9 protein-coding genes are annotated in these 14,995 nt (G+C 69.6%); 1 reads left to right on the forward strand and 8 read right to left on the reverse strand.

Annotated features, from left to right (window positions below):
• Positions 1-71: 71 nt before the first annotated feature.
• The 8 genes from J5226_RS18265 to J5226_RS18300 form a co-directional block, all read right to left on the reverse strand.
• The gene (locus tag J5226_RS18265; RefSeq protein ID WP_215835857.1) at positions 72-2,546 is read right to left on the reverse strand and encodes a GH92 family glycosyl hydrolase; all 2,475 of its coding nucleotides are present in this window, start codon (positions 2,544-2,546) and stop codon (positions 72-74) included.
• Between the two features lie 69 nt (positions 2,547-2,615).
• Positions 2,616-5,540, reverse strand: coding sequence for a TonB-dependent receptor (locus J5226_RS18270; RefSeq protein WP_215835874.1), 2,925 nt, complete (start codon positions 5,538-5,540; stop codon positions 2,616-2,618).
• A gap of 443 nt (positions 5,541-5,983) precedes the next feature.
• A complete protein-coding gene (locus J5226_RS18275) occupies positions 5,984-6,295 on the reverse strand; it encodes a hypothetical protein (protein WP_215835876.1) in 312 nt (103 codons plus the stop codon).
• Positions 6,296-6,299: 4 nt separating this feature from the next.
• Entirely contained in the window at positions 6,300-7,037 is a 738-nt protein-coding gene (locus J5226_RS18280) for a copper homeostasis protein CutC (protein WP_215835878.1), read from the reverse strand.
• A 182-nt stretch (positions 7,038-7,219) separates the two neighbouring features.
• Entirely contained in the window at positions 7,220-8,254 is a 1,035-nt protein-coding gene (locus tag J5226_RS18285) for a N(4)-(beta-N-acetylglucosaminyl)-L-asparaginase (RefSeq protein ID WP_215835880.1), read from the reverse strand.
• Positions 8,255-8,427: 173 nt separating this feature from the next.
• Positions 8,428-10,722, reverse strand: coding sequence for a hypothetical protein (locus J5226_RS18290; RefSeq protein ID WP_215835881.1), 2,295 nt, complete (start codon positions 10,720-10,722; stop codon positions 8,428-8,430).
• 96 nt (positions 10,723-10,818) lie between these two features.
• The gene (locus J5226_RS18295; protein ID WP_255322848.1) at positions 10,819-12,654 is read right to left on the reverse strand and encodes an ATP-binding protein; all 1,836 of its coding nucleotides are present in this window, start codon (positions 12,652-12,654) and stop codon (positions 10,819-10,821) included.
• Between the two features lie 137 nt (positions 12,655-12,791).
• Complete coding sequence (locus J5226_RS18300) at positions 12,792-13,889, reverse strand: polysaccharide biosynthesis/export family protein (protein WP_215835890.1); 1,098 nt, start codon at positions 13,887-13,889, stop codon at positions 12,792-12,794.
• A 658-nt stretch (positions 13,890-14,547) separates the two neighbouring features.
• Between J5226_RS18300 and J5226_RS18305 the strand changes: the two genes are divergently transcribed.
• A complete protein-coding gene (locus tag J5226_RS18305) occupies positions 14,548-14,976 on the forward strand; it encodes a low molecular weight protein-tyrosine-phosphatase (RefSeq protein WP_215835907.1) in 429 nt (142 codons plus the stop codon).
• The last annotated feature ends 19 nt before the right edge of the window (positions 14,977-14,995 follow it).

The following is a 14,995-nucleotide window of genomic DNA, read 5'->3' on the forward strand; positions in this document are numbered from 1 at the left end:
CCTGGATCCGCGCTTTCGCGGGGACGACGGTCGGTGGCGATGTCGGCGGCCCAGGGTGTCATCGGCTCATCTCACTTCGGCGCCGCGCACGCGGACGCCGGCAGCGCCGAGGCTTGCGTGCCCCACCCGCCCGTCGCCGGCTGCTTGCCGAGCTCGAAGCGCAAGGTTCCGCCGTTGCGCAGCGCGTTCCAATCCAGCCACACCTTGTCCTGCGGCTTGCCGTCGAAGGTCGCGCTTTGCACGTACTGGACGCCGCGCCCGTCCGCGCCCGGCGCTTCGATGCGCAGCGTCTTGCCGTTGCCCAAATCCATCTCGACTTTCTCGAAACGCGGCGCGTGCAGCAGCAGTTCGCCGGTACCCGGCACCGCCGGATACAGGCCGACCGCGCTGAACAGATACCAGGCCGACATCGTGCCCAGATCGTCGTTGCCGGTGACGCCGTTGGGCGCGTTGGTGAACAGCGTCTGCGCCGCGCGCAGCACGGTCGCGGTCTTCCACGGCTGGCCGATCAGCGTATACATCCACGGGCTGTGCAGATCGGGTTCGTTGTTCGGGTTGTAGCGGTATTGGTTGTAGTAGCTGTACGGCCCGACCACCCACTGCTTGCGCGCGGCGCCATTCGGATCGGCCAGCAGCGCGTCGTAAGCGAAGAACGCGTCCAGGCGCTTGCCGGCCTGTTCCGCGCCGCCCATCGCCGCGACCACGCCGGGCACGTCCTGCTGGGTCAGCCACTGGTACTGCCACGCGGTGCCTTCGTGGAAGCCGTGGTGCGAGCGCGGGCTGTAGCTGCCGTCGGTTTCCGAGTAGAACGCGCCGCCGTCCAGGCGCGGACGCGGGAAGCCGCGGAAGCCCAGTTCCGGATCGGCCGCGTCCTTGTCCCACACGCGGGTCCAGTTGCGGCCGCGTTCGCGCAGCGTCGCCGCGTCGTCGCTCTTGCCCAGCGCCTGCGCCATCTGCGACAGCGCGCAATCGCCGAGCGCGTACTCCAGCGTGGACGAGCCGCCGTGATGCGGATCCACGTCCATGCTCTTGGCCGGGAAGCCGCGGTCGTATTGGACGAAGCCGTTCTTGAGGTAGCTCGGATTGCCGGCGCGGCCCTGGCTGCGCACCAGCGCCGGCGGCACGCCGTACGCGTTCTCGCGCAGCGCCGCGTAAGCCTGCTGCTCGCGGCCGTCGAGCGCGCCGAAGCGCCACAGGTCGACCATGAAGGGGGTGACCGGATCGCCGGTCATCACGTTGCTGTCGAAGTTGGCGTAGCCCCAGCGCGGCAGCCAGCCGTTCTGCTCGTGGATCTTCAGCAGCGACTGGCCGATGTCGCGCGCGCGCTGCGGCCGCAGCATCGCCAGCAGCTGGTTCTGCGAGCGATAGGTGTCCCACAGCGAGAAATACTCGTAATAGGTCCAGCCTTCGGCCTTATGGATCTCGGTGTCGTAGCCGCGGTAACGGCCGTCGCTGTCGCTGCCGGTCAAGGGCTGCAGCAGCGAGTGGTACAGCGCGGTGTAGAACACGGTGCGGTCGTCGCCGCTGCCGCCGCTCACCCGCACCGAATCGAGTTCCTTGCGCCACGCGTCCTGCGACTGCTTGCGCATCGCCTCGAACGCCAGCGGCTTGCCGCCGCGCGCGCCCTCGTCGCGCAGGTTGCGGCGCGCGCCTTCGATGTCCACGTGCGAGATCGCGCTGACCGCGGTCACCGCGCGCTGCTTATCGGTGTCGAAGGTGAACCATGCGCCGTGCGGGCGGGTGTCGCCCTGCATGCTCGAGTTGCCGCCGGGGTGCCCGCCGGTTTCGTCCCAGGTGCCGTGGCTGGCGAAGGGACGGTCGAATTCCATGCGGAACCAGGTCGTGTACTGCTGGCCGCCGCAGAAGCTCTTGGTGGTGATGCGGCCTTCGACCGCGCGGTCGCCGACGACCTCGACGGTGCTGCCGACCACCAGATGGCGCTCGTTGGCCTGCCCGGTGTTGACCAGGATCGTGCCCTGCTTGGCGCCGGCCGGGAAGGTGTAGCGCTCGGCCGCCGCGCGCGTCAGCGCGGTCGCCTCGGCCTCGATCGGGCCGGCGGCTTCGCCGGTCAAACGCACTTTGTAATAGCCGGCCTCGCCGACCTCGCCGTCGTGGCTGTAGGCCGAGCCGTAGACCTTGTGATCGAAAGACTTGGGTTCCTTGGTGTCGAAGCGCTTGCCCGGACCGATCTCGCCCGTGGTCGGCAGCACCGACAACTGCCCGCCCTGCTCCCAGCAACCGGCGCCGGACAGGAACGAGTGGCCGAAGCCGCGGATCTTGGGATCGTCGTAGCGCCAGCCGGTGTAGTGCTCGCCGATCGGGCTGACCTGGATCAGGCCGAACGGCGCCGACGCGCCCGGGAAGGTGTTGCCGTCGTCCTTGCTGCCGATGAAGGTGTTGACCTCGCGCGCCGGATCCTTCGCCGGCGCGGCCGCGCCGGCGGCGCCCGCGATCAAGGTCAGGCACACCGCCGCGGCCAAGGGCCGCAGCGCCGCTGCCGCCGTGAGTACCGAAGTGCGCGTGCGCCGAACCGTTGTGCGAGCCATCGTTGGTCTATCCCTCAAAGGTGGTGATGAAGCCGCGGCGGCGGACGCGCCGCCGCGGCCGGGCTTGGCTTACTTCAGATCCAGCACGTACTCCACCGCGATCTCGCGGCCGACCGGGCTGAAGATGCGGTCGGCGATGAAGGCGAAGTCGCGCTTGTACGGATCCTTGTCTTCGTTGACCTCGTCGAACAGGTTGCTGACGTAGACGTTGACCCGGGCGTTGTCGGTGATGCGGTACCCGGCGCTGACGTTCCAGGTGATCGCAGGACCCACGCGGCCCCAGTACTTCTCGGTCTTCTGGCCGAAGGTCGGGCTGGCCGGATCGGTGTCCACGCAGTTGTCCGAGCTCGGCGCATAACCGTCGGCGAAACCGCGGCAGCCGCGGAAACGCACGCTCGGCACGCTGCCGACGCGGTCGGCGTAGACGGTCGCGGTCCAGCGGTCCTTCTGCCAGTTCACGCTGCCGCGGAACTTGCTGCGCGGCTCGTCGGTGCGCTTGTCCTGCATCTGCTCGCTGCTGTCGGTGCGGGTCTCGAGCTTGAGCAGGTTGGTGTAGTTCAGACCGAGGCTGAAATCGCCCCAGCGCGCGGTGCTGAAGCGGTACTTCAGCGACGCGTCCACGCCCTGCACGTTGCGCGCGGCGCGGTTGATCGGGCCGGTGCGGATGTCGGTGACCGGGCCGAGCAGCGGGCCGGCGCCGTCCGGATCGGGACCGCGGGTGACGCGGCCGATCTGCAGGCGGCAACGGTCGGCGCTGGGCGCGCCCACGCGCGGCTCGCCGGTCGGGGTCTTGCCGGTCAGGCAGTAGGCTTCGTCGAGCAGCACGTCGTTGGCGCCGATGTCGTCGATCTCGTCTTCCAGCTCGATCCGCCAGTAGTCGGTCGACACCGACAAACCGTCGGCGATGTCCCAGACGAAGCCGGCGGTCCACGACTTGCCGGTTTCGTACTTCAGGTCCGGCGTGCCTTCGCGGGCGATGTTGGCGTCTTCGACCTTGTAGCCGGCGTCCCAGGTGCAATTGCCCTGCTGTCCTGCGCGCAGGCAGCCCAGGTAATCGGTCTGGTCGGCCACCGAGGTGCTCGGGGTCGCGTAGACGAAGTGCATGTCCGGCGCGCGGAAGCTGGTGGCGTAGGTGCCGCGCAGCAGCAGGTTGGAGAACGGACGCCACTCCAAACCGGCGTTGTAGGTGGTGGCGGCGTCGCCGGACACCGCGTCGTACTTGTCGTAGCGCGCGGCCAGCGACGCGGTCAGGGTGCGGTGCAGCGGGATCTTGAACTCGACGCCGGCGGCGTAGTGGTTGCGGGTGCCTTCGCCGCGGTCGAGGTTGGCGGTCTGGTCGTACAGCGGCGCGTCGCCCATCGTGTTCGGGTCGGGCGCCAGGCGATAGCCCTGCTTGGCCGCTTCCAGCTGGCCGGCGAAACCGATCGGGCCGGCCCAGCCCTCGAACAGATCGCCGCTGACGATGAAGTTGGCCGAGGTCAGCCACGACTCGGCGCGGTTCTTGCCGCGGGTGCTGATCGAGGCGTAGTCCTGCGGCGAGATCGGGTTCCAGAACCGGCTCTGGTCGAGGCGGTCGCGGTTCGCGCCGAGGAAGAAGCGGTCGGCTTCCGCGCGCAGGATCGCCGGGAATTTCTCGTCGACGCGGTACTCGGCGCGGCCGACGCTGAAGTCCCAGTCGAAGCGCTGGCCGAACTTGCCGCTGAGGCCGACGGCGACGTCCCACGACAATTCGTCGGAATGGGTGTAGCCGCTTTCGGCGCCGCCGATTTCCTGCGGGGTGAAGCTCTTGACCAGATCCAGATCGGCGTTGAGGCCGACGTCGTGATACGCGCCGTTGGAGCTCCAGCCCGGCATGAAGGTCATGTTGCTGCCGCGCGAGGACCACACGCCGACGCTGGCCCAGCCCTTCATGCCGTTGTCGAAGTCGTAGTTGCCGTACACGTAGCCGGAACGATCTTCGCTGCCGTTGCGCAGGGTCCAGTGCTGGAACACCGCGCTTTGCCCGCACTGCCAGCCGGTATTGGTGATCGCGCCGGTGTTGCGGTTGAAGGTGCGGCGGTTCTGCAGGAAGAACTCGCCGTTGTACTGATCGCAGGCGCCGGCCGGCGGCATCATGCGCTGGCCGGTGCCGGCGTTGAACATGCGGATGCCGACCGAGGGCAGGATGCCGACGGCGCGGTCTTGCGGGTTGAGCGACAGCGGCGGCGCGTCGAAGTCGGAGTCCATGAACTCGCGCTCGCCGGCCGGCAGCGCCTCGCGCTTGAAGTACTGCAGCGCGTAGGTGACGCTCCAGTTGTCGCCGCTGCGCCCGCCGGCCCAGGACAGGTCGAGGGCGTCGCGGCCGCCGCGGGTGGAGGTGCCGCCGCGGACCTTGATCTGGTCGCCCTGGTATTCCTTCTTCAAGATCACGTTGATCACGCCGGCGACCGCGTCGGAGCCGTAGATCGCCGAGGCGCCGCTGGCGAGCACTTCGATGCGCTCGACGATGGCGGTGGGAATGTTGTTGTAGTTGGCGAAGTTGCTCTTGCCCTGGTACGGCAGCGGGTAATCGACCACGCGGCGGCCGTTGATCAGCAGCAGGCTGCGGCCCGGGCCCATGTTGCGCAGGTTGAGCGGGCTGGCGTTGACGGTGTGCTGGCCCCAGGCGATGTCCGATTCCACCGTGCCCATCGCTTCGGTGAGCGTGGTGAGCGCGTCGTAGACGGTGTTGAAGCCTTCCTTCTCGATCTGCGCCGAGGTGATGGTGAACACCGGCGCCGGGCCTTCGATCTCGGCGCGCTTGATGCGCGAACCGGTGACGGTGACCTTGTCGATCTCGGTGGGCTTGCGGCCGCCGGTTTCGGCGGCGGCGGTCTCGGCGGCGGCGGGCGCGGCCTGGTCGGCGGCGGCGCCGTCGGGCGATTGCGCGGCTTGCGCCTGCGCGGCGACCGGCGCGCACAGGACCGACAACAGGGCGCAGGTCAGTGCGCTGCGCCTGAGGGTGGAATGGTTCATCGTGGCGGTGCTCCCCATGTAAGTGGACTGCAAAGAACGACCCGTCCCTGGTCCGGAATCTCGCGCTGGCGCTTTTCTATCGATCTAAGACCACGGCCCGGGAGGCCCCGACGGAACCTCCCGGTCTATCCAATCCCCACATTGGATCGATCTAAATTAAGCACGACCTCGCCGCCGGTTGCATGACGCGGCGCAGCAACATCGCTGTGCTAGCCCCGCTCGCGGCGAGGTTCCGGCGATGTGCCGAAGCTAAGTGTTTGTTTTGCCGAGGCTGGCGCGGCGGGCGCTGGCCGAGCACCGGCCTTCGACCGAACGCCGGCGTTTCGCGCTGCAACGTCCGTCGCGCGGCGGACGCGAAAAGGCGGCCGGGTCCGCCGCTTTCGTTTCGGGCCGTCGGCCGCTCGCCGCGATGGCGGCGCCCTGCCCCGGCCGACGGACGCGACTCAGAACGCCGCGGGCTCGCCGTCGTCGTCGAGGTAGCGCGCCCCGCCGAGCAACGCCGGCAGCGCGCGCAGGTCGGCGCGCACCCTCTCGGTCAGCGGCGTCATGCAGGCCAGCCGCACGCGGTCCGGCCCGAACATCAGCTGCACCTCGTCCCAGCCCTCCGGCGGACGATCGGGCGCGCACAGCCAGATCTCGAACGCGCCCACGCGGTGGTGGAAGCTCGGCAAGGCCGTCGCCGCCTCGACCAGTTGCGCGCGCCGGCGCCGATAGTCGTTCGGATCGTCGGGCACGGCGTCGTATTCGTAGCCCATCCGCTCAGCCCCGCAGCGCCGCGGCCAGCGCGCGCACGCGCTGCGCGTCGGTCTGGCTCCAGTCCGGCGACAGGCCGGCCAGCGCGTCGTTGCGATAGCGCATGGCCGAGCGCCGCGGCCCCTTGGCCGAGGCGTGCAGTTCGCGCACGCCGGCGCGCCGGGCCAGTTCGGCGATGTTCTCCGGCGTCACGCCGGCGCCGGCCATCAGCGCGATGCGCCCGGCCGATTGCGCGACCCAACCGGCGATGGAGGTCGCGCCGCTGTACGCGTCGGCCGCGCCGCCGGAGGTGAGGATGCGCTCGCAGCCCAGCGCGATCGCGGCCTCCAGCGCGCGGCCCCGGTCGCGCGCGGCGTCGAACGCGCGATGGAACGTCACGCCGAGCGAACCGGCCGCAGCGATCTGCTCACGGCATACCGTCGCATCGACTTCGCCGTCGGCGTCGAGCGCACCGATCACCACGCCGTCGCAGCCCAGCCGCACGCAGGCTTCGATATCGGCGAGCATCGCCGCGCGTTCGGCCTGGCCGTAAAGGAAATCGCCGCCGCGCGGGCGGATCAGCACGTACAGCGGAATGCGCAGCCGGTCGCGCGCGACCGCCAAGGCGCCGTAGGACGGCGTGGTGCCGCCCTCGGCGAGGTTGTCGCACAGCTCCACGCGGTCGGCGCCGCCGTCCTGCGCGGCCAGCGCCGAGGCCACCGAGCCCGCGGAAATTTCCAGCAAAGGTGTATCGAGCGCGTTCATGGTCTCTCGTCCGGATCTGTAGGTGACTTCGCTTCAGTCGCTTTTCCAGCGCGCGTATCGCCCATCGTCCGAGTGCGCATGCACGTTCCGGCCCACTGCGTTTCGGTCGCGGTCATGCGCTTGCGCCCCGCCTCTCGCGCAACTCAGGCCCGGGTTCATCCGGCGCACGCACGACCTCCGGCTCAGGTCTGCTCGGTCGCATACACCGAACGCGCATCCAACAAGGCATCGCGCTTGCCCGCATCGCACACCGCATAGACGAAGCCGCGATGCAACGCATGCGCGCCGACCTCGCCGTGCTTGTTGATCGCCAGGAAACACACCTGCAAGGTCTTGCTCGCCTGCGGGCGCTTGCGCACCACGCGCTCGATCGCTTCGCGGCAGGCCTCGTCGGGGCTGCGGCCCTGGCGCATCAGCTCCACCACCAGGAAACTCGCGGCGTTGCGCAGCATCTCCTCGCCCACGCCCGACGCGGTGGCCGCGCCGACTTCGTTGTCGACGTACAAACCGGCGCCGACGATCGGACTGTCGCCGACCCGCCCGTGCAGCTTCCAGGCCATGCCGCTGGTGGTGCAAGCGCCGGCCAGCTTGCCGTCGCGGCCGATGGCGAGGATGCCGAGGGTGTCGTGATTGTGTTTGTCGCCGGGCTTGGCCTGGTCCAGACGTTCGGCGTTGATGACCGGCTGGTACTTCGAGGTCTTGCGCCACTCGTTCCAGGCCGCGCGCGCCTTGTCGGTCAGCAGCGGCTCTTTCGGAAAGCCTTGTTCGAGCGCGAACTGCTGCGCGCCCGCGCCGGCCAGCAACACGTGCGGCGTGCGCTCCATGACCCGGCGCGCGACGCTGACCGGATGGGCGATGTCTTCCAGCGCGGCGACCGCGCCGCAGCGGCCGTCGCCGTCCATGATGCTGGCGTCGAGCGTCAGCACGCCGTCGCGGTCGGGATTGCCGCAGCGCCCGACCGTGCTGTTGCACAGATCGGCCTCGGCCCAGCGCGCGCCGGCCTCGACCGCGTCCAGCGCCGCGCCGCCCTCGCCCAACACCTTCCACGCCGCCTGATTGGCGCCGACGCCGAAATCCCAGGTCGACACCACGCGCGCGCCGTCGATGGCCTTCGGCGCCGGCGGCGGCGCGGCCGCGGTGTCGGCGGCGAACGCGGGCAACGCGGCGGCGCCCGCGGCGAGCAGCGAGCTGTGCAGGAAACGGCGGCGAGAGGTCATGGCGGCGGCCCGGAGTGCGGTGGCGAGGACGGAGCGAATCGCCGACACGCTAGCCGCCGGGGGACGTAGGCGCAACAGGCCGAGGAGATAGAGGATAGGAGTTAGGAGATAGCAAAGGCAGGAGCGGAGACAGCTTTCGCTATCTCCTAACTCCTATCCGCTATCTCCTAGCCTCAAAGCCCGTACGCCTCGATCACCGCCTCATGCCGCGACACGTCCGCCCCGGCCTGCTCGGCCAGCTGCGGCCAGCTCAGCGGATGCGCCCAGCCGGCGGTCAGTTCGTGCAGACGCCGGTCGACCTCCAGCGGCGCCAGCTGCGGCGGCGTGGCGAGGAAGAAGTACACGCCGGGCAGCGCGCCCTCTTCCTCGCTGGCCGGATCGCGCACGCGGTAGTCGTCGCCGCTGCGCACCCACAGCGACCAGTCCAGCGCCTCGACCGCTTCGCGCAGCGCCTCGAACGCCGGCTCGCCGGGATGGGCGCCGTCGACGAACCAGCTGCGGTAATCGGCGCGGTGCGCGGTGTGGACCACGCGGAACGGCGCCAGCCAGCGCTCGCGCTCGGCTTCGTCGTCCGGCGCCGGTTCCAGCGGCGCGGCGTCGAACACCACTTCGTCGCGCACGTGCTGGGTGCGGCCCGGCGGCGCCACCGTCGCCACCTGCGCGGTCACCGGGCCGGTGCGGCGGGCCAGGCAGTCGTAGCTTTCGCCGTCGCGCTCGTAGCGCACGCGCACCCAGCCCCAGGCCTCGCGCACCGGGCCTTCGCTGTCGCTCAGTTCCATGCCCAGGCGCGCGGCGGCGCGGCGCACCGCGTCCCAATCGCCGGCGGCGCTGGCGGCCGACATCAGGTCCCAATCGTCGCCGCCGGGTTCTTCCGAGCGCTCCGCCAGCCCCGCGTACAACGTCACGGCCTGGGCGAAATCGCGTTCTTCCATCGCCGCGCGCGCCCACAAGCGGCGCGCGCCGTTGGCGTCGGGCTCGGCGTCGAGCAAGCGCCGCACGTGCTCGCCGACCTCGCGCCAGCGCGAATGACGGAACGCGAGCTGCGCCCGGCACCAATGCGCGAACGCCGGGCGCGCCGGTTGCAGCAGCGTCGCCAAACGCTCGATTTGCGCGGCCGCATCGTCGCTGTCGAGCAACTGTTCCAGCAACTGCGACGGCGGCGCATCCTCGGATCCGGGATGGCGGCCCACGTAATCCCACAGATGCGCCAACGCTTCCTCGCGCGCGCCGCAAGCCAGCATCGCCGAGGCCAGCAGACCGGCCAGCGGGCCGTCGTCGCGGCGCTGCGCGTAGGCGGCCTGCAGCAGCTCCATGTCCTGTTCGGGATCGGAGCCTTCGTTGCCGCGCACGTGTTCGTACACCTGCTCGGCCGGCATCGGCAACGCGAACTCGCCGCCCGCGGCGGCGTCCACGCGCGCGGCGAAATCGCCGATCAGCGCCGCGGCGCCGAGATCGGCGCGCAGCTTGGGCTGATGGCGGCGCGCCAGTTCCAACGCGCGGCGCGCGCTCCACGGCGCGTTGCGCAGCAGCGCCAGTTCGCCGTGGCGCAGCGCCAGTTCGATGCAGCGCCGGTGCGCGCCGACCTGATCCATGTGCGTCGCCATCGACATCAGCAAGCGGCCGAGCCGCCAGTGATTGTGCTCCGGCCGCGCCCGCGCGATCAGCGCGACGGCTTCCGACCAGCGCGGATACAGCAGCGGCACGATCAGCGGGCCGTACTCGGGCAGCGCTTCCCAGGCCTCGTCGATGCGCTCCAGGCTGGCCAGGATCAGCGCGCGGAAGGTCTGGCGGCTGAGCCGGTCGCCGTCGTCGTCGTCGGACATTTCGTCTTCGTCGATCGCCGCCAGTTCGGCCAACGCCTCGTCGAAGCGGCCGGCGCGGAACAGCGCCGCGGCCTGGGTCTCGCGATAGGCCACACCGGGCTCGGCGCCGTCGCGCAGCATGTTCTGCGCTTGCCGCTGCAGATAGTCGACGGCCTCGCCGGCGCGGCCGTCGTCCATCAGCGCCAGCGCGTACTCGCGGCTGATGCAGTCGTAGCAATTGCGGCTGGGCTCGATCCGCGCCAGCGTCTCCTCACTCACCGCCAGACGCTCGGGCACCCAGCCCGGGCCGTCGACGTTGCCGTAGCAGATCGCGATGTCCTGGGTCACGCACACCGACTGCGGGCACTGCTGGGTCTGGTCGCGATGGGCGAACTCCAGCAGCGACACCGCCTCGGGCAGCGCCTTCTCGCCCTCGGCGAGGTTGCGCATGCGGTTCTGCAAGCCCCAGTGGCGGAAGAACACTTCCAGCCACGGGTGTTGCAGCGCGCGCGCGGCGGCCAGCGCCTCCGGCAGCATCGCCTCGACCCGCTCGGGATGGTTCTCGTGCAGTTCGTGCGGAATGCGGTTGATGAGCTCGACCAGCCGGTACTGGCCGGCTTCGTTGAGTTCATCGCTGAGGTCTTCGATCCACTGGAAGATGTCCATATCGGGGTTCCCGTTTGGCTGTATCGCTTTGGCGAATGGGTTGGAAACGAAATTCGGCGCCGGCGCCCGCCCCCTTCGGGAACGCCGGAACCCGGATCAAGACGCCGCGGACTGCGGCAACAAGCGCAGCGCGCTTTCGCCGATGGCCGCGAGCGCGCCGTTGAGGCGCGGCCCCTGGCCGTCGGCTTCGCTGTGGCTGTCCATCAACTGCTTGACCGCGCGCAACAACCGCGCCGCCGGCAGCGCCGCGGCCGGATCGCGGCGCGCGACCTCGAGCAAGGCCACGATAGCGGGATTGTCGAGGTTGACGTACAAACGCGCCGGCGCCGAACCGTCGATGCCGGCGGTGAAGCCGCGCACCAAGCGCAGCGCGGTCATCGAGATGCGCTTGTCGGCTTCGTCGCTCTCGAGCCGGCGCTTGAGCTCGGCCTCGCGGTCGGGCACGGCCATCAGCGGCAGTTCGGCCGGAGCGAACCGCGCCGGCACCAAACGCTCGCCGTCGCCGAGCACCTCGCGCAGCCAATCCAGTTCGGACGCCGGCAGCGGCTGTTCGGTGAACAGTTGGCGGTTGCCTTGCTCGGTGCCGATCTCGATCAGCCGCCCGCCGTGGCGCTGGGTCCACTGGCGCAGGAACGGCAGCACCGCGTAGCGGTCGCCGCGCGCGACCGGAACGCCGAGCATGCGGAACAGCATGTCCTCGAAACCGCCGCTGCCCAGGCCGACGTGGATGACGCCATCGCGGCGCAGCGCGCCGGCGCGCAACTCGCCGTGCGAGCTGGGAATGCGCACCTCGGCCGCCAGCAGCTCGAACAAGCGCGCATCGCTCAGCGCGGCGCCGAGCAGCGCCTCGTTGTGCCGCGCCAGAATCCGCCGCCACGCCTCGGGCTGCTCGCGCGCCAGATTCGCCAAGCCGGTGATCAGCGCCTCGGCGATGGCGTGCTGGGCGACGCGGTACGCGTCGTTGCGCTGCAGGTCTTCGCGGCTGGCGGTCGGCATCAGCCGGCTGGATTCGACCACGCCGCCGGCGAAACCGGCCCAACTGGGCAGCAGTTCGCGCGCGTCGTCGTCGAGCAGCATGCCGCGCACGAACACCGACAGATTGCGGTTGTCGCTGTTGCCGTAGGTGCCGCCGTCCTGCACCCACAGCAGGCCGCGCAGATCGTGTTCGGGCGCGGCCACCGGCAGCGCGCAGATCGGCTCGAACTGCGATTCGAAGCGGCTGGCGAAACGCAGCTGGCGTTTGCGCGCCTGCACCGGATGCTCGCTGGCGCCGGCGTCGGGATCGCGCCACGGCGGCGGCTCGGGGTTGACCGGCTCGGCCGCGCCGCCGATATGGATCGGCACGCGCAGCAGCGCGCAGTAACGGCCGAGCACGCGCGCCAGATAGTCCTCGCCGGCCAGCCGCGCGTGTTCCGGGCGCAGCAGCAGTTCGACCACGGTGCCGACCTCGCGCGCCGGCGCCGAAGTCAGCGTGTACTGCTCGCCGTTGCTGGACTGATAGCGCCAGCCGCGCTGCGGCTGCTGGTACGAGGTGGTGTGCACGGTGACCCGCTCGGCGATCACGAACGCCGACAAAAAACCCAGGCCGAACATGCCGATCAGCTCGTCCTCGCCCGCGCCGGCCTGACGCAGGCCGCGGGTGTAGCCGACGCCGACCGTGGCCAGATACTGGTGGATCTCCGCGTCGGTGAGGCCGGTGCCGGTGTCGGTCACCCGCACCGTGCGCGCGGCGAGATCGCCGCCGACGGTGATGCGCGGCGCGGCCGGCGCGGCCGCGTCCTCGAGCCGGCGCCGCACGATCGAGTCGTGCGCGTTCTGCACCAGCTCGCGCAGCGCCACCAGCGGGGTCGAATACAGATGTTGGCCCAGCACGGTCATCAGACCGCCGAGGTCGACGCCGGCCGTGCGCAGTTGTGCGTGATCGCCTTCCAAGTCCCGCCGCTCCCTTTCGCGCACGTGTTCGGCGCAAGGCGGCCAAGTTAGCAGACAAGCGCGCGCCGCAGCAGCGCGCGCGTCGCCGCCGGGCGGCGCTCGCCCGGGACGACACACGCCGCAAAGCCGCCCCGCGGTCAGCGGTCCAGCAGGTCCTGGGTGTTGGCGGCGTTGTTGACGATGTTGGACAGCGGCAACAGCTGGTTGACGAAGCGGTTCCAGCGGGTCACGCCGGCCGGCCCGACGAACACCACATCGCCGGCGCGCACATGGAACTGGCTGCCCAGCGCGAACGCCGCCGGCGACTTGGCGCTGAGGTGGAAGATCTGCGCGGGCTGGTTCTTGAGGTTCTCCACGCCGCGGATCACGTACACCGCATCGCCCTTGGCGGTCAGCGGATTGAGCCCGCCGGCGCGGCCCAGCGCCTGGGTCAGGGTCAGGTCGGTGGTCTTGAAGGTCATCGCCTGCGGACGCACCACCTCGCCGACCACATAGACCTCCTTGCGGTCGTTGTAGGGCAGGAACAGGTGATCGCCGGCCTTGAGGTAGATGTCCTTGGCGACCGAACCGCCGCGGTTGAGCTCGTCGAGGTCGAGGTGGTATTGGCGGCCGTCGCGGGTCAGCACGAAACCGGCGAGGTCGGCGCGGATCGGATCGACCGTGGCCGCGCCGATCGCCTGCGCCAACGTCAGCGGCGTGGCGGTGATCGATTGCCGCTCGGTCTTGACGAACGCGCCCTGCAAGGTCACGCGCTGGCTGCCGTAATCGATGATGCTCACATCGACCTGCGGGCTCTGCACGTAATGGGCGATGCGCGAGGTGATCTGCGAACGCAGCTCCTCGATGGTGAGCCCCTCGGCGCGGATCATGCCGACGTAGGGATAGAACAAGGTGCCGTCGGGCCGCACCAGACGGCCGTTGGCCGCGGTCTGCTGCTGCGTGCCCGCGGGCGAGGTCAGCTCGGGATGGTCCCAGATGGTGATGTACAAGGTGTCGCCGCGGCCGATGCGGTACGCCTCGGGCTGGTACGACATCAATTCGATCGGCACCGAGGTCTCCACCCGCTCCTGCGCGGACAGGAACTCGGGCGTGATCGCCACCATTTCGATGTGGCCGTCCTGGGCGAGGCCGCTGCGGGCGAACTGCCCGGGCGAAATGAACTGGCCCGGCGCGAGCGCGCAGCCGCCGAGTCCGACGATGGCGGCCAAGGCCGCGACGCCCGAAATCTTGATCATGCGGAAAGAGTCTCTAAAGCGGAAACACGAAGGGAGCGCGCCGCGGCCGCCGCGAGGCGGCGCGCGGGCATGGACCGGCGCGGCCGCCGCGCATCGGCGCGGACGGCGCGTGCGGCGCCGGCGGGAAAAAGGTTTCGTGCGGAACCGCTACGCCCGATGCGCATCGGCGCGGCCGCGCCGCGAAGGCGGCGACGGCGGACAGCGGAGAAACGTCGATGCGGAATTGCGGCATGGGGGTCGTGAGCGTCGCGCAGTAAGTAATGGTCAAGCCCCCGTGCCGCGCAGTATAGCCAGCACATGCGCGTGGCTTCACGCATGCGGAGCGGAATCGCATCACGTTTCGCCGATGGCGGCGCATCGATACAGCTGTCGTTAGAACTACGCATCGCCGCGGATGCACGATGCGTGCCAACGACAACGCAATGGGAACTTTTTTTTAACGTCCGCGATGAAACCCTGGGTAAAACGCGCAGTGCTTGAACAAAACGACAAGCGGCGGAGTGATCCTCGTCACGACTTGCTCGATGCGCGCGGCGTTCGTGTTGACCGTGTCATGACCTGATCTATACATTGCCGCCTCGTCGCGGTCCGTCGGGGGGCGGAGTCGCGGCACGGCGCACAACGCAGCGCAAGACGGCTCAAACCACAGGTTTTACGTGTGTTCCGAAATGTTCTGGTGGTATGCGTCGGCAACATCTGCCGCAGTCCGACCGCGGAAGCGTTGCTGCGCCACGAGTTGAAAAACGTAACGGTCGCGTCCGCCGGGCTCAAAGCCCTGGCCGGTCATCCGATCGACGCCACAGCACAGGCCGTGCTGTCCGGACATGGATTGAGTGGGCAATCCCATGTCGCACGCCAGATAGACCGCTCGATGATCGACGCGGCCGATCTGGTACTGACGATGGAACCTTGGCACAGCGAGGCCTTGCTCCGTCTGACCCCACACGCGAGAGGAAAAACCTACTTGCTAGGCAAATGGCTGGACAACACCAGCATTCCGGATCCCTACCGGCAATCGCGCGAAGCCTTCGAGCGCGCCTACGAACTCATCGATTCGGGCGTGAAGCGCTGGAAGGCGTATTTCTGAGCGCGCGCCGCTGAGCGCG

Origin of the sequence: Lysobacter sp. K5869 (assembly GCF_018847975.1) — a bacterium.
Lineage (GTDB): Bacteria > Pseudomonadota > Gammaproteobacteria > Xanthomonadales > Xanthomonadaceae > Lysobacter.